The organism is Burkholderia cenocepacia, from assembly GCF_014211915.1.
Lineage (GTDB): Bacteria > Pseudomonadota > Gammaproteobacteria > Burkholderiales > Burkholderiaceae > Burkholderia > Burkholderia orbicola.
Genome location: NZ_CP060039.1, coordinates 1,430,737 through 1,446,348 on the forward strand (window position 1 = coordinate 1,430,737; position 15,612 = coordinate 1,446,348).

The 15,612-nt window shown below is 68.7% G+C and carries 14 protein-coding genes and 2 pseudogenes; 4 read left to right on the forward strand and 12 right to left on the reverse strand.

Going from position 1 to position 15,612, the window contains the following annotated elements; all coding sequences use genetic code 11:
• Nucleotides 1–6: 6 nt before the first annotated feature.
• Complete coding sequence (locus tag SY91_RS06645) at nucleotides 7–831, reverse strand: glycosyltransferase (protein ID WP_023475263.1); 825 nt, start codon at nucleotides 829–831, stop codon at nucleotides 7–9.
• Entirely contained in the window at nucleotides 828–2,084 is a 1,257-nt protein-coding gene (locus SY91_RS06650; protein WP_023475262.1) for a lipopolysaccharide biosynthesis protein, read from the reverse strand. The genes SY91_RS06645 and SY91_RS06650 overlap by 4 nt, the downstream gene beginning before the upstream one ends.
• Before the next feature lie 244 nt (nucleotides 2,085–2,328).
• Here SY91_RS06650 and SY91_RS06655 point away from each other — a divergent pair, with 244 nt between their 5' ends.
• From SY91_RS06655 to waaA, 4 genes are all read left to right on the forward strand, one after another.
• The gene (locus SY91_RS06655) at nucleotides 2,329–3,723 is read left to right on the forward strand and encodes a phosphomannomutase/phosphoglucomutase (RefSeq protein ID WP_023475260.1); all 1,395 of its coding nucleotides are present in this window, start codon (nucleotides 2,329–2,331) and stop codon (nucleotides 3,721–3,723) included.
• 171 nt (nucleotides 3,724–3,894) lie between these two features.
• Nucleotides 3,895–4,890: a lipopolysaccharide heptosyltransferase I gene (waaC, locus tag SY91_RS06660; RefSeq protein WP_006485129.1), complete on the forward strand. Its 996-nt coding sequence runs from the start codon at nucleotides 3,895–3,897 to the stop codon at nucleotides 4,888–4,890.
• Between the two features lie 23 nt (nucleotides 4,891–4,913).
• Nucleotides 4,914–5,798: a Kdo hydroxylase family protein gene (locus SY91_RS06665; protein ID WP_023475259.1), complete on the forward strand. Its 885-nt coding sequence runs from the start codon at nucleotides 4,914–4,916 to the stop codon at nucleotides 5,796–5,798.
• A gap of 37 nt (nucleotides 5,799–5,835) precedes the next feature.
• Entirely contained in the window at nucleotides 5,836–7,197 is a 1,362-nt protein-coding gene (waaA, locus tag SY91_RS06670; protein WP_023475258.1) for a lipid IV(A) 3-deoxy-D-manno-octulosonic acid transferase, read from the forward strand.
• 63 nt (nucleotides 7,198–7,260) lie between these two features.
• Here waaA and ureG read toward each other — a convergent pair whose 3' ends face one another.
• From ureG to urtC, 10 genes and pseudogenes are all read right to left on the reverse strand, one after another.
• Nucleotides 7,261–7,908: an urease accessory protein UreG gene (ureG, locus tag SY91_RS06675; protein ID WP_023475257.1), complete on the reverse strand. Its 648-nt coding sequence runs from the start codon at nucleotides 7,906–7,908 to the stop codon at nucleotides 7,261–7,263.
• Nucleotides 7,909–7,922: 14 nt separating this feature from the next.
• Nucleotides 7,923–8,602, reverse strand: a pseudogene (locus SY91_RS06680) (urease accessory protein UreF).
• Nucleotides 8,589–9,203, reverse strand: a complete 615-nt coding sequence (ureE, locus tag SY91_RS06685) for an urease accessory protein UreE (RefSeq protein ID WP_023475255.1) — start codon at nucleotides 9,201–9,203, stop codon at nucleotides 8,589–8,591. The pseudogene SY91_RS06680 and the gene ureE overlap by 14 nt, the downstream one beginning before the upstream one ends.
• Before the next feature lie 18 nt (nucleotides 9,204–9,221).
• Nucleotides 9,222–10,928 carry an urease subunit alpha gene (gene ureC, locus SY91_RS06690; RefSeq protein WP_023475254.1) on the reverse strand — a complete coding sequence of 569 codons (1,707 nt, stop codon included), beginning with the start codon at nucleotides 10,926–10,928 and terminating at the stop codon, nucleotides 9,222–9,224.
• Nucleotides 10,929–10,956: 28 nt separating this feature from the next.
• A complete protein-coding gene (locus SY91_RS06695; protein ID WP_011544772.1) occupies nucleotides 10,957–11,262 on the reverse strand; it encodes an urease subunit beta in 306 nt (101 codons plus the stop codon).
• A gap of 8 nt (nucleotides 11,263–11,270) precedes the next feature.
• Nucleotides 11,271–11,573, reverse strand: coding sequence for an urease subunit gamma (ureA, locus tag SY91_RS06700; RefSeq protein WP_006406310.1), 303 nt, complete (start codon nucleotides 11,571–11,573; stop codon nucleotides 11,271–11,273).
• A 236-nt stretch (nucleotides 11,574–11,809) separates the two neighbouring features.
• The gene (locus SY91_RS06705; protein ID WP_023475253.1) at nucleotides 11,810–12,685 is read right to left on the reverse strand and encodes an urease accessory protein UreD; all 876 of its coding nucleotides are present in this window, start codon (nucleotides 12,683–12,685) and stop codon (nucleotides 11,810–11,812) included.
• A gap of 189 nt (nucleotides 12,686–12,874) precedes the next feature.
• Nucleotides 12,875–13,566 (reverse strand): annotated as a pseudogene (urtE, locus tag SY91_RS06710) (urea ABC transporter ATP-binding subunit UrtE).
• Between the two features lie 4 nt (nucleotides 13,567–13,570).
• A complete protein-coding gene (urtD, locus tag SY91_RS06715; protein ID WP_023475252.1) occupies nucleotides 13,571–14,428 on the reverse strand; it encodes an urea ABC transporter ATP-binding protein UrtD in 858 nt (285 codons plus the stop codon).
• On the reverse strand, nucleotides 14,425–15,612 hold the full coding sequence (gene urtC / locus SY91_RS06720; RefSeq protein ID WP_023475251.1) for an urea ABC transporter permease subunit UrtC: 1,188 nt from the start codon (nucleotides 15,610–15,612) through the stop codon (nucleotides 14,425–14,427). Before urtC ends, urtD begins: the two co-directional genes overlap by 4 nt.

A 15,612-nucleotide genomic window follows, 5' to 3' on the forward strand; every position in this document is an offset into this window, starting at 1 on the left:
TACGCGTCAGGCGGACGGTCGCGCGGCGAACAGCGTCTGCTTGATGCGCTGCAGCGTACGGTACGGCGTCACGAAGTGCAGCAGGTTCTTGGCGAGGCCGGCCCAGTCGTACGGGTTCAGCACGTTGAAGTGGCGCAGCAGCAGCGTGAGCGTCGACATCAGCTGGCGCCGGCGCTTGGTCGCGCTGATCCCGCCCTCGTTAAGCTCGTAATACAGGCCGAGTTCCGGCAGGTTCGCGCAATCGTAGCGTTGCATTAACCGTAAAAAAAGATCGAGATCCTCGGCCGCGCGGTACTTCGCCCGATAGTTGCCCACTTCGCGCACGGCGTCGATGCGCAACATCACAGACGGATGCACGAGCGGCGAGCGCAGGAAGCGCGTGCGGCGCAGCGTGCGCGGATCGGCGGGCGGCGTCAGCATGAAACGCGGCTCGCCGGCGCGCGACACGACCTGGGTCCACATGCCGACGCAGGCGACGCGCGGATGGGCATCGAGATAGGCGCGTTCTTTCGCCAAGCGCTGCGGCGCGGCGAGATCGCCTGCATCGATGCGGGCCGCGTAGCGGAAGCCGCGGGCCGCGAGCGCGTCGATGCCGGCCGCCAGCGCGCGTTCGATGCCGCCGTTGCGCGGCATGCGCAGCACGTCGATCGCGAGGCCCGGCAGGTCGGGCGCGACGATCGGCGGCGTGCTGCCGTCGTCGACGATCAGCACGTGCACGGGCGCATCCTCGCGAAACGACGCGAGGGTCCGGACGACGTCGTCGTGCCCGTTGTAGGCCGGCATCAGCACGGCCACGTCGTCGAGCGGGGGCGGGCAATCAGGGGGCGTCATGTTCGCAGCTTGAAACGGATGTAATAAAAGTTGACGGCGGCAGCGGCGAGGTAGCCGGCCGCCAGCCCGACGAGCGCGCCGTACAGGCCGAGCCGCGGGATCGCGAACAGGTTGACGAGTGCGGCGACGGCCAGCGCGAGCAGCCATTTCGTCAGCAACACGAATTTTGCTTGATATTTGAGAACGATAAGATTGCCTATCGCCTCGATGCCGGCCGGCACGGACAGCCAGACGGCCCAGCGGAAGATGTCGACGGACGCCTCATAGCCGCGGCCGAACACCTTGCCGACGATCAGCGGGGCGGCGGCGTCGAGCACGAGCGCGCCGGCCGTCATCAGGCCGGCCGTCATCGCGATCAGCCGGACGATGTTGCGGCGCAGCCGCGCGACGTCCTGCACGCGATAGACGAACGCGGGCGCGATGGTCTGCGCGAGCATCAGCGCGAGCGTGATCCAGTTCTCGTTGAGCTGCTGCGCGGCCGAATAGCGGCCGAGATCGGCGAACGAAACATGGCGCTCGAGCATCAGGCGGTCGAGCTTCAGGAACAGGTACATGCAGATGAGGCCGAGCCAGAACACGGTGCCGGCCGTGGCAAAGTGCCGGAACAGCGGCTTGTCGAACGTCCAGCCGAGCGCACCGCCGTTACGATGGCGGTAGTACAGCAGCAGCGCGAGGCCGATCGCGGCGGCTTCCAGCGCCCACAGCCACGCGAAACGGGCGGGGCCGGCGGCCGCGCGCACCAGGAGCCAGACGAGCAGCGCCTTGGCGAGCGCGGTGAGCATGCTGGTGACGAGCTGCGGCTTGCTGTAGGTCATGCTCTGCAGCCACGCGTTGATCACGCCGACGAACGGCTCGCGGAACACCATCGTGACGGCCAGGCCGGCGAGCATCGCGCCGACCAGCGGGTCGAAGGCGCCCGCAGCGATCGCGATCCAGGTCGCGGCGAGCGCGGCGACCGACACGGCGATGCGCAGCACGAACGCGCTGCCGAGCACCGCGCCGAGCTGGGCGGGCGGGCGCTGGACGATGGTGGGGACGAGGATTTCCGCGCCGCACACCCAGGTGAGCGGCGCCAGTACCAGGAGAAGCGTATTCGCATACTGCCATTTGCCGAACACATCTGGCCCGAAATAACGGGCCAGCAGGCCGCTGATCGCGATCGCGACGCCGATTTGCGTAAGCCGTTCGAGCCCCAGCCAGACGAGGTTCGCGACGGCCTTCGCGACGTCCGGGTTGCCGAAGCGCTTCAGCATGCGCGGCAGCGGCGGCGCGCGCGAGAGGCGGCCGCGAGCGGCGGGTGGGCGGCGGCGGGACGGCTAGGCATTAAAATAGGCGGTATGCGCGTCATCAAAAGCCGCGATTATAAGTGGGATCGCGACCGCTCCAGCCGTTCCGTTCCTTGTTTTGCGGGGCCGCCTGTATCATGCGCGGCACCGGCGAGAGGCGGCCAGCCAAGCCAGACAATTTTCCATGCACGCAACTGAGAGAAGAGAATCGATGATCTCCCAATCCATCTTCAAGGCATATGACATTCGTGGCGTGGTCGGCAAGACACTCGACGTCGACACGGCGCGCGGAATCGGCCGGGCATTCGGCAGCGAAGTGCGTGCGCAGGGCGGCGATGCGGTCGTCGTCGCGCGCGACGGCCGCCTGTCCGGGCCGGAACTGGTCGGCGCGCTGGCCGACGGCCTGCGTGCGGCCGGTGTCGACGTCGTCGACGTCGGCATGGTGCCGACGCCGGTCGGCTATTTCGCGGCGAACGTGCCGCTGGCGCTGAAGGGCGGCGAGCGCCGCGTCGATTCGTGCATCGTCGTCACGGGCAGTCACAACCCGCCCGACTACAACGGCTTCAAGATGGTGCTGCGCGGCGCCGCGATCTACGGCGAGCAGATCCAGGCGCTGTACCGCCGCATCGTCGACGAGCGGTTCGAGTCCGGCAGCGGCACTTATGAGCAGATCGACGTCGCGGATCAATACATCGCGCGCATCGTCGGCGACGTGAAGCTCGCGCGGCCGCTGAAGATCGTGGTCGACGCCGGCAACGGCGTCGCCGGCCCGCTCGCGACGCGCCTGTTCAAGGCGCTCGGCTGCGAACTCGTCGAGCGCTTCACCGACATCGACGGCACGTTCCCGAACCATCACCCCGATCCCGCCCACCCGGAAAACCTGCAGGACGTGATCCAGGCGCTGAAGGACACCGATGCGGAGCTCGGCTTCGCGTTCGACGGCGACGGCGACCGCCTGGGCGTCGTCACGAAGGACGGCCAGATCATCTACCCGGACCGCCAGCTGATGCTGTTCGCGGAAGAAGTGCTGTCGCGCAACCCGGGCGCGCAGATCATCTACGACGTGAAGTGCACGCGCCACCTCGCGCAGTGGGTGAAGTCGAAGGGCGGCGAGCCGCTGATGTGGAAGACGGGTCACTCGCTCGTGAAGGCGAAGCTGCGCGAGACCGGTGCGCCGCTCGCCGGCGAAATGAGCGGCCACGTGTTCTTCAAGGATCGCTGGTACGGCTTCGACGACGGCCTGTACACCGGTGCGCGCCTGCTAGAGATCCTCGCGAAGACGGCCGATCCGAGCGCGCTGCTCAACAGCCTGCCGGACGCGATGAGCACGCCCGAACTGCAGCTCTGGCTCGACGAAGGCGAGAATTTCCGCCTGATCGAGCAGTTGCAGAAAGAGGCGAAGTTCGACGGCGCCGACGAAGTCGTGACGATCGACGGCCTGCGTGTCGAGTACCCGGACGGCTTCGGCCTCGCGCGTTCGTCGAACACGACGCCGGTCGTCGTGATGCGCTTCGAGGCCGAGACGCAGGAAGGGCTCAAGCGCATCCAGGAAGACTTCCGCCGCGTGCTGACGGCCGCGAAGCCGGACGTCAAGCTGCCGTTCTGAGCGCCGGCGGCCGGCGGGCCGCCCGTACGACGGCCGGTTCGTCGGCCGTGTTTGTCTCGAAAAGCGGCGCGTGCCCCGGGCGCGCGGCCGCTTTTTGTCTGTCCGGTCGTCCGGCCGGGATAAAATCCCCCTTTATGTCTGTCGCCGGCTGTCAGCCGGCGTTTTTTCAGCGTGCAAAAGATCCTGATCGTGCGCGTGTCGTCGCTGGGCGACGTCGTGCACAACATGCCGGTGATCGCCGATATCCGGCGCCGCCACCCCGATGCGCAGATCGACTGGCTCGTCGAGGAAAGCTTCGTCGACCTCGTGCGGCTCGTCGACGGCGTGCGCAACGTGCTGCCGTTCTCGCTGCGCCGCTGGCGCAAGAAACCGTTCTCGGGTGCGACGTGGCGCGAGATCCGCGCATTTCGCCGGCGCCTCGCGGCCGAGCAGTACGACCTCGTGATCGACTGCCAGGGCCTCATCAAGACCGCGTGGGTCGCGAGCTGGGCGCGCGGGCCGCTCGTCGGGCTCGGCAACCGGACCGACGGCGCCGGCTACGAATGGCCGGTGCGCTTCTTCTATCGCAAGCGCGTGCCGATCGCGCCGCGCACGCACGTGGTCGAGCGCTCGCGCCAGCTCGTCGCGGCCGCGCTGGACGACCCGGCGCCGACCCCGGCCGATCCGGTTGAATTCGGCCTCGACACGCGGGCGGCGGCGCTCGCGGTGGCCGCGCTCGGCCTGAACCTGCCGGTGCCGTACGTCGTGTTCGTCCACGCGACGTCGCGCGCCGACAAGCAGTGGCCGGATGCCGCATGGATCGAGCTCGGCCAGGCGCTCGTGCGGCGCGGCGCGTCGCTCGTGCTGCCGTGGGGCAACGACGCGGAGCGCGCGACCAGCGAGCGGCTCGCGAAGGAATTCGGCGCGGCGGCGATCGTGCCGCCGAAACTGTCGCTGCCGGCCGTGGTCGGTCTGATCGACGGCGCGGCCGCGACGGTCGGGGTTGATACAGGTCTGGTTCACATCGCGGCCGCGCTGAAGCGTCCGACGGTCGAACTGTACAATTTCGCGACGGCCTGGCGGACCGGCGGCTACTGGTCGCCGAACGTCGTCAATCTCGGCACGGCGGGGCAGCCCCCGTCGATCGCGCAGGTGAAGTCGGCGCTCGCGGGCTTCGGTCTCCTGTAACGCTGTCCACACGCGAACCGATCATGAGCGAATCCCAGATCATCGAAGTCCCGTCCGCCGACTGGAGCGGACACAACCTGTCGGTGCCGCGCGAGCAGTTGCTCGCCGCGGTCGAGGAAGGCAAGGTGCTGTATTTCCCGCACCTGCGCTTCGCGATCGAAGGCGGCGAGGAAGCGCTGCTCGATCCGGCGCTCGCCGATCCGAAACGCAAGAACATCAGCCTCGCGCCGAACGGCGGCGCGCTCGCCGGCGTGCTCGGCGACAGCGTCACGCAGTCGGCCGTGCGCGCGCTCGTCGCGCGCTTCCAGCAGCAGGCCGGCACGCTCGTCGACGGCCTTTTCCCCGAATACCGCGGCAAGCTGCGCGTCGCGCCGACGAGCCTGCGACTGATGCAGGTCGAAACGCGCCAGACGTCGTGGCGCAAGGACGACAGCCGCCTGCACGTCGACGCATTCCCGTCACGGCCGAACTACGGCGAGCGCATCCTGCGCGTGTTCACGAACGTGAACCCGGCCGGCGTGCCGCGCGTGTGGCGCGTCGGCGAGCCGTTCGAGGATGTCGCGAAGCGCTTCCTGCCGAAGATCCGGCCGCAGTTGCCGGGCTCGGCGTGGCTGCTGAACCTGCTGCACGTGACGAAATCGCCGCGCAGCGCGTACGACCACCTGATGCTGAACCTGCACGACGGGATGAAGGCCGATCTCGACTACCAGAAGACGTGTGCCCAGCAGACGATGCCGTTTCCGCCGGGCAGCGTGTGGATATGTTTCTCCGATCAGACTTCGCACGCTGTGATGTCCGGCCAGTTCATGCTGGAGCAGACCTTCTTCCTGCCGGTCGATGCGATGGTGCGCCGCGAATGCGCGCCGCTCGGCATTCTCGAACGCCTGACGGGCAGGGCGCTGGTTTGAGCGCGCACCTGCTTCGACGCCACTCCCGGGCGGCCGCATGCTGAGGGCGATCTATCGCGCGCTGTGGTGGCTCGTCGCGCCGGCCGCCGTGATCCGGCTCTATGTGCGCTCGCGCAAGGAGCGCGGCTATCGCGAGCATATCGGCGAGCGCTTCGGTCACGTCGCGGGCCGCTCGCGCGACGACCGCGCGCCGCTGATCTGGGTGCATGCGGTGTCGGTCGGCGAGACGCGCGCCGCGCAGCCGCTGATCGATGCGCTGATGCGCGCGCGTCCCGATGCGCGCATCCTGCTCACGCACATGACGCCGAGCGGCCGTGCGACGGGCGAACAGATCTTCGGCGATCGCGTGTTGCGCTGCTACCTGCCGTACGACATGCCAGGGGCGGTGCGGCGCTTCCTGCGCGCGTGGCGGCCGACGCTCGGCCTCGTGATGGAAACCGAGGTGTGGCCGACGCTGATCGACGAGTGCCGGCGTGCGGACGTGCCGCTCGTGCTGACCAATGCGCGGATGTCCGCGCGTTCGTTCCGGCGCGCGGCGAAGTTCGGCGCGGCGACGCGCGACGTGTTCGGCGGCTTCTCGCGCGTGCTCGCGCAGAGCCCGGCCGACGCGGAGCGGCTGACGTCGCTCGGCGCGCGCAACGTGACCGTGCTCGGCAACCTGAAGTTCGACATGACGACGCCGCCGGAACTCGCGGCACGCGGCCATGCATGGCGCGACGCGATCGGCGCGCGGCCGGTGTGGGTCGCGGCCAGCACGCGCGAGAACGAAGAGGCGCTGGTGCTGCAGGCGTTCGCGGAAATGCGCACGCCCGGCGCGCTGCTGGTGCTCGTGCCGCGTCATCCGCAGCGCTTTGCCGAAGTCGAGGCGCTCGTCGCGCGCAGCGGGCTCAAGTGCGTGCGGCGCTCGGTGTGGGCGGCCGATGCGGCCGCGCTCGCGGCGGGCCGGCCGGCCGCCGAACAGCTGGCGGATGACGTGACGGTGCTGCTCGGCGATTCGATGGGCGAGCTCGGCGCGTACTACGCGGCGGCCGACATCGCGTTCATCGGCGGCAGCCTGCTGCCGCTCGGCGGGCAGAACCTGATCGAAGCGTGCGCGGTCGGCGTGCCGGTGCTGATCGGGCCGCACGTGTTCAACTTCACGCAGGCGACCGCCGACGCGGTCGCGGCAGGGGCGGCGATGCAGGTCGAAGATCCGCTCGATCTCGCGCACGTGCTCGACGCGCTGTTCGCCGACAAGGCGCGGCGTATCGCGATGGGTGCGGCCGGCGCGGCCTTCGCGGCGCGTCACCGCGGCGCGACCGCGCGCACGGTCGACGTGCTCGCCGCGCTGCTGCCGCCTGCCGCCGCCGGCGCGCGTGCGTTGCCGGACCAGTCGAGCGCGGCTTCCGAAGACGAATAGACGAAGGGCGGCGCAAGGCCGCCCCCGAACGCATGGCGGCGACGTGCGCCGTCGCCATGCCGCTCACACCGTCAGCAAGCCCTTCTTCTCGATGAACGCGATCACGTCCGCGACGCCGTCGAGCGCTTTCAGGTTCGTCATCACGTAAGGCCGCTCGCCGCGCATCTTCTTCGTGTCGGACGCCATCACGTCGAGGTTCGCGCCAACCAGCGGCGCGAGGTCGGTCTTGTTGATCACCAGCAGGTCGGACTTCGTGATGCCCGGGCCGCCCTTGCGCGGAATCTTCTCGCCGCCCGCGACGTCGATCACGTAGATCGTCAGGTCCGACAATTCGGGGCTGAAGGTCGCCGCGAGATTGTCGCCGCCGGACTCGATGAACACGATGTCGGCATCGGGAAAGCGCGCGAGCATCCGGTCGACGGCCTCGAGGTTGATCGACGCATCTTCCCGGATCGCCGTGTGCGGGCAGCCGCCCGTCTCGACGCCCATGATGCGTTCCTCGGGCAGTGCGCCCGCGACCGTCAGCAGTCGCTGGTCTTCCTTCGTATAGATGTCGTTGGTGATCGCGACGAGGTCGTACCGGTCGCGCATCGCCTTGCACAGCATTTCGAGCAGCGTGGTCTTGCCGGAGCCGACAGGGCCGCCGATGCCGACGCGCAGCGGCGGCAGTTTCTTCGTGCGGCGGACGGAGGAGGGAGCGGGTGCGTTCATGGCGTGGATCAAGTTCAGGAGCGGAACAACCGCGAGTACTGGGTTTCGTGCCGCGCGGACAGGATGCCGAGCTGCGGCGCGAACGTGTTGACGGCGTCGGGGGTGTCGCGAGCGCGCGGCGCACGGCCGCGTCGATCGCGCCGCGCAGCGCGACGATGATGCGTTGCCCGGCGAGCTGGCCGAGCGGTACGGCCTTCAGCGCGGCGGACGTCTGGTTCTCGACCCAGCCGAATGCGTACGCGGCGAGCGTCGCGTCGGCGCCGGCGTCGTGAGCGGCAGCCGCGTACGCGAACGCGGTCGGCAGCGCGATCGGCGACAGCGACGCGAGCGTCGCGCGGCGTGCGGCGTCGCCCCATTCGAGCGATGCGCACAGCTGCGCGAGCGACCAGCCCATCTGTTCGGTTTCGCGGCGCAGTTCGGCCGATTCCCGGCTCGCGACGAACCAGGCATTTTCGGCGGCGAGCGCATGCGTGTCGTGTGTTTGCCAGCGGGCGAGCTGGTGCGCGAGGAACGGCAGTTCGCCGTGCGCGAGCACGTCGGTCAGGCCGCTCGCGATCCAGTCGCGCGCGGAATCGGCGTCGCGGATCAGGTTCGCGTCGAGCGCGGCTTCGAGGCCCTGCGAATAGCTGTACGCGCCGATCGGCAAAGCCGGCGACGCGAGGTGCAGCAGCGCGACGAGCTCAGTGGTGGTCATGACCGTGGTGGCCGTGCGTGCAGCCGGGACCATGCTGATGATCGTGATCGTGATCGTGATCGTGATCGTGCGAATGCGCATGCCCGTGGTGTTCGCCGAACACCTGCTGCGCAAGCGCGTAATCCTCGGCGAACGTTGCGTCGTGCCCGTGTTTGTGGCCACCGCCGTACGCACCGGCTTCCGGTTGGAACGGTGCATGCGTTTCCTCGACCTGCGTGCCGAGCCGGCGCAGCATGTCCGCGAGCACCGGATCGGCCTCGAGCTTCAGGTAGCCGTCGCCGATCTCGACCGGCGTGTGACGGTTGCCGAGATGGTATGCGGCGCGCATCAGCGTGAGCGGGTCGGCCGCGCGCACGAGCAGCAGGGTTTCGGGGGCAGCGGTGACGCGCACGAGCGCACCGTCCTCGGCGACGAGCACGTCGCCGTCGCGCAGCACGGTGCCGCGCGGCAGCAGCACCGCGACGTCCTCGCCGGTGTCGAGCGTCGCGGCAAGGCGGCTCTTGCAGCGGGCGTCATAGGCGAGCGTGAGCGTCGGCGCGCGCGCCACGAGCGACGCGGCGAGTTTCACGTTCGGGGCAATACGTTTGTCGAGGGTACGCATGAAACTGGGGATTCCGAATCAGAACAGGAAATAGCGCTGCGCCATCGGCAGCACCGTCGCCGGTTCGCAAGTGAGCAACTGGCCGTCGGCGATCACGTCGTAGGTTTCCGGATCGACGCTGATCGACGGACGCCATGCGTTGTGGATCATGTCGGCCTTCGTCACGTTGCGGCAGTTGCGCACCGGCACGATCCGCTTCGCGAGGCCGTAGCGCTCCGCGATGCCCGCATCGGCCGCCATCTGCGACACGAAGGTCAGCGACGTGCGCGCGAGCGCTCCGCCGCGCGTCGCGAACATCTCGCGATAGTGAACCGGCTGCGGCGTCGGGATCGACGCGTTCGGGTCGCCCATCTGCGCGACGGCGATCATCCCGCCCTTGAGAATCATCGACGGCTTGATCCCGAAGAACGCGGGCTCCCACAGCACGAGGTCGGCCCACTTGCCCGGTTCGATCGAACCGACTTCATGCGCGATGCCGTGCGTGAGCGCCGGGTTGATCGTGTACTTCGCGACGTAGCGCTTCGCGCGGAAGTTGTCGTTGCGCGTGGTGTCCTCCGGCAGCGCACCGCGCTGCACCTTCATCTTGTGCGCGGTCTGCCAGGTGCGGATGATCACTTCGCCGACGCGGCCCATCGCCTGCGAATCGGACGACAGCATCGACAGCGCGCCGAGATCGTGCAGGATGTCCTCGGCCGCGATCGTCTCGCGACGAATGCGCGATTCGGCGAACGCGAGATCCTCGGCGATCGACGGATCGAGGTGATGGCACACCATCAGCATGTCGAGATGCTCGTCGAGCGTGTTGATCGTGTACGGGCGCGTCGGATTGGTCGACGACGGCAGCACGTTCATCTCGCCGCACACCTTCAGGATGTCCGGTGCATGGCCGCCGCCCGCACCTTCGGTGTGGTACGTGTGGATCGTGCGGCCCTTGAACGCGGCGACCGTCGATTCGACGAAGCCGGCCTCGTTCAGCGTGTCCGTGTGGATCGCGACCTGTGTGTCGGTGTCGTCGGCCACCGACAGGCAGTTGTCGATCGCGGCGGGTGTCGTGCCCCAGTCCTCGTGCAGCTTCAGGCCGATCGCGCCGGCCGCGATCTGCTCGACGAGCGGCTGCGGCAGGCTCGCGTTGCCCTTGCCGAGAAAACCGAGATTGATCGGCCAGCCGTCGGCGGCCTGCAGCATCCGCTCCATGTGCCACGGGCCCGGCGTGCAGGTCGTCGCGTTGGTGCCGGTGGCCGGCCCCGTGCCGCCGCCGAGCATCGTCGTGACGCCCGATGCGAGCGCCTCGTCGATCTGCTGCGGGCTGATGAAGTGGATGTGCGTGTCGATGCCGCCCGCCGTCACGATCAGCCCTTCGCCGGCGATCACCTCGGTCGCGGCGCCGATCGCGATCGTCACGCCCGGCTGGATGTCGGGGTTGCCGGCCTTGCCGATCGCGGCGATGCGGCCGTGCTTGATCGCGATGTCGGCCTTCACGATGCCCCAGTGATCGAGGATCACCGCGTTGGTGATGACGGTATCGGGCACGTCGGCGGCCACGCGCTGCGACTGGCCCATCCCGTCGCGGATCACTTTCCCGCCGCCGAACTTCACTTCCTCGCCGTACGTGGTGAAGTCGCGTTCGATCTCGATCAGTAGTTCGGTATCGGCGAGCCGGACGCGGTCGCCCGTCGTCGGCCCGAACATTTCCGCGTACGCGCGGCGGCTCAAGCGTAGTGTCATGTGCTGTTCCTGAAGAGCGGGGCGCGGCTTACAGCGGCCCCATCACTTTGCCCTGAAAACCGTAGACGGCGCGCTCGCCCGCCAGCGCGACGAGCTCGACGGTGCGCGTCTGGCCCGGCTCGAAGCGCACGGCCGTGCCGGCCGCGATGTTGAGCCGGAAGCCGCGCGCGGCCGCGCGGTCGAACGACAGCGCGTCGTTGACTTCGAAGAAGTGGTAGTGCGAGCCGACCTGCACCGGGCGGTCGCCGGTGTTCGCGACGACGAGCGACAGCGTCGCGCGGCCCGCGTTCAGTTCGTGTTCGCCGTCGTCGGTGAGGATTTCGCCGGGGATCATGCGGGGCCTCACGGAATCGGGTGGTGGACGGTCACGAGCTTCGTGCCGTCGGGGAAGGTCGCTTCGACCTGAATGTCGGGAATCATCTCCGGTACACCGTCCATCACGTCGTCGCGCGTGAGCAGCGTCGTGCCGTAGTGCATCACCTCGGCCACCGTCTTGCCGTCGCGCGCGGCTTCCATCAGCGCCGCGGTGATGAAGGCCACCGCCTCCGGATAGTTGAGCTTCAGGCCGCGCGCGCGGCGGCGTTCGGCGAGCAGCGCCGCCGTGAAGATCAGCAGCTTGTCCTTTTCGCGGGGAGTCAGTTTCATGAAGGCAGGCGTTCAGGAAAACGTAATTTTTATCGGTGCGCATGCGACCGGGCAGGGGGGCGGATCATCGTAGCACCGCGCCGTTTTGCGTGCGTCGTGTATCGCTTATGTAAGCAGCAAGGTGCGTGCCATGGGCATCCGGCGTGCCGTCATGCGCGATCGTGGTGCGTGATGCATGGAGAGCGTGCGGCGCGCGGGGTGACGTTGCGCCGAAACGGTGCGTGATGCGTGCGGGGTCAGGTTTGCCAGAGACGCAGCGGCCGCGCGTCGACGTCGTGCACGATGGGGCGCAAGTGAAGCCAGCAGTCGGTGAAGTGGCGCTGCAGCGCTTCCATCGACGTCGACATCGCGCGCACCAGCACGACGCCGGGCGTCACGCAGGTGGCGCCCGCGCGCAGCGTGTCGTCGAACGGCATGCGCGCGGCGAGCGCTTCGGCCAGCGCGGCGTCGCATGCGGCGCCGGCCGCCCACAGCGTGCCGTAGACGGGAAAGCCGGCGAGGCCCTGCAGCGCGCCGCGTAGCGGGTCGCGCGCGTCGAGCAGCGCGCGCTCGGTCCACAGCGGCCGGCCGTCGGCGGCGACCAGCGCAGAGGTCGACGCGATGCGTCCCGTCGCCCAGGTTTCGCCGGCCGCCTGCCGGCCGAGCTGCGTCGCGTCCCAGCCGATCGCGCTTGCCCCTTCGCCGAGCGTCACCGTGAAGTCGAGCGCCGCGTGCGCCGCGTCGAAGAACAGGTTGTTCTGCGGCAGCCAGTCGAGCTTCGCATGCGCGCCGACCGCGATGCCGATGCGCTGCGTCGCATCGAGACCGTTCGACTTGTACCACTTGGTCGCGCCGGGCGTCGTCAGTACCGCGTGCGTGCCGTCGCCGAGCGCGATGTCGATGTCGAGCCGGTCGCCGCCCGCGACGCCGCCCGGCGGATGGACGATCACCGCATGGCAGATCGCGTCGCCTTCCGGGTACAGCGGCCGCTGCACGCGCAGCGGGCCGTCGTGCAGCCGGTGCGCGAGCGTCGTGCGCGCGCCGTGCCGCTCGAAGCCGAGTTCGAGGCGGCCGCGCCACGACTTGGCGACGGCGGGGCGGGACAGCGGGGCATGCGAATCGGGGGCGGACATCGGCGGCGAACGGGAAACGAGGAAGCGGGTGCGAAGAACGTGGATGCTACCGGAACAATAATGCAGATGCCGCGTGCGTTGAAAGCGCTGCGTACGGGCGTTCCGCGCGCCGGCCGTACATGTCAGCCGCCGTGCCTACCGCCGTGCCTACCGCGGTGCCTACCGCCGTGCCTACCGCCGTGCCGCCCGTCACACCGCGATCAGCTCCCGTACGCCATTCGTCTCCATGTCCCGCGCGTCACCCCCGCGACGATCTCGCCGCGGCTCATCACCCAATATCGATCGGCGATCGATCGCGCGAAATCGTAATACTGTTCGACGAGCAGCACGGTCATGTTCGATTCGTCGACGAGCTGGCGCAGCGTGCGGCCGATGTCCTGGATGATCGACGGCTGGATGCCCTCGGTCGGCTCGTCGAGGATCAGCAACTGCGGCTCGCTCATCAGCGCACGGCCGATCGCGAGCTGCTGCTGCTGGCCGCCCGACAGGTCGCCGCCGCGCCGCGCGCGCATGTCCTTCAGTACCGGGAACAGGTCGTAGATGCGGTCGGGTACCTTCGATGGCGCCTTGCGGCTCGCCGCGCCGACGAGCAGGTTTTCCTCGACGGTGAGCCGCGGAAAGATGTCGCGGCCCTGCGGCACGTACGCGAGTCCGGCCGCTACACGCGCATACGGCGGCAGTGCGCCGAGCGCGGCGCCGCGCCACGACACGCTGCCGCTTTTCGCGGCGACGACGCCCATCAGGCAGCGCAGCAGCGTGCTCTTGCCGACGCCGTTGCGGCCGAGCAGCACGGTGAGCTTGCCGTCGTCGGCGACGAGGTTCACGTTGCGCAGGATATGGCTGCCGCCGTAGTACTGGTTCAGCGCTTCGATTTTCAGCATCGCATCATCGTCCGAGGTAAGACTCGATCACCGCGTCGTCGCGCTTGACCTGGTCGAGCGTGCCGTGCGCGAGCACCGCGCCTTCGGCCATCACCGTCACGCGCCCCGTGTCGCCCGCGAGCGCCGCGACGAACTCCATGTCGTGCTCGACGACCATCATCGAGCAGGTGCCACGCAGCGTGTTCAGCAGTTCGGCGAGTTCCATCGTCTCGTGGTCGGTCATCCCGGCCGCCGGCTCGTCGAGCAGCAGCAGCGCGGGGCGCTGCATCAGCAGCATGCCGATTTCGAGCCGCTGCTTCTGCCCGTGCGACAGCTCGCCGGCCGCGCGATACGCGTGGCTTTCGAGGCCGATCAGCGCGAGCGTTTCCTCGATCTTTCCCTGCGCGGTGCGGTCGAGCCGCGCGCGCAGCGACGCGAGCCAGCCCTTGTCGGTCTGCATCGCGAGTTCGAGGTTTTCCCACACCGGATGCTGTTCGAACACGGTCGGCTTCTGGAACTTGCGGCCGATGCCCGCCCGCGCGATCCCGGGTTCGTTCATCCGCGCAAGATCGATCGTCTGGCCCAGAAACACCTTGCCCGCGTCGGGCCGCGTCTTGCCGGTGATCACGTCCATCATCGTCGTCTTGCCCGCGCCGTTCGGGCCGATCACGCAGCGCAGCTCGCCCGCGTCGATCGCGAGCGACAGCTTCTTCAGCGCGCGAAAGCCGTCGAAGCTCACCTCGATATCCTCGAGATAGAGGATCGTGCCGTGCGACGTATCGATGCCGTCCGGCACGACGCGCCCCATCGACGCACTGCCGCTGACGGCGAGCAGCTCGTCTTCGGGCGGCGGCGTGAACTGGTAGAGAGCCGTTCCGTTCATGCGCGTTTCCCCTTCGCGAGCACGGTTTCGACGAGGCCCATGATCCCGCGCGGCAGCAGGAGCGGCACGAGCACGAAGATCAGGCCGAGGAAGAACAGCCAGTATTCGGCGAAGTACGCGGTAAAGAAACTCTTCGCGCCGTTCACCGCGAACGCGCCGACGATCGGCCCGATCAGCGTGCCGCGCCCGCCCACCGCGACCCAGATCGCCATTTCGATCGAGTTGCCGGGCGACATCTCGCCGGGATTGATGATGCCGACCTGCGGCACGTACAGCGCGCCGGCGATGCCGCACAGCACGGCCGACACGGTCCACACGAACAGCTTGTACGCGAGCGGGCTGTAGCCGAGGAACATCAGCCGCGTCTCGCCGTCGCGCACCGCGGTCACCACGCGCCCGAGCTTGCTCGTGACGATCGCGCGCGCGGCGATGAACGCGAGCACGAGGGTCGCGAACGTCAGCAGCAACAGCACCGTGCGCGTGCCCGGCGACGTGATCGCGAAACCGGCGATACGCTTGAAATCGGTGAAGCCGTTGTTGCCGCCGAAGCCCGTCTCGTTGCGATAGAACAGCAGCATCGCGGCGAACGTCATGGCCTGCGTGATGATCGACAGGTACACGCCTTTCACGCGCGAGCGGAACGTGAAGAAGCCGAACACCCACGCGAGCACGGCCGGCACGAGCACGACCAGCGCGAGCGCACACGCGAGATGCTGCGTGCCGCTCCAGTACCACGGTAACTGGTGCCAGTCGAGAAACACCATGAAGTCGGGCAGGTCGCTGCCGTACTTGCCGTCGCGGCCGATCTCGCGCATCAGGTACATGCCGATCGCATAGCCGCCGAGCGCGAAGAACAGGCCGTGACCGAGGCTCAGGATGCCGCAGTAGCCCCACACGAGATCGAGCGCGAGCGCGGCGATCGCGTAGCACATCAGCTTGCCGGCGAGCGTCATCGTGTACGCGGACAGATGGAATGCGCTGGCTTCGGGCGCAACCAGCGCGGCGAGCGGCACGCCGATGCCGATCGCCACGCACAGCGCGACGAGCGCGAGCCACGCGCGGCGCGACAGCAGCGCGGGGCGGGGCGGCAGGCCGAGCGCGAAGCCGTCCGCCGCGCGCGCGGCGGCAGCGGGCTTCGACGCGTCGGCGACCGGGTTCGACATCGAATCGGTGTATGAAGTCAC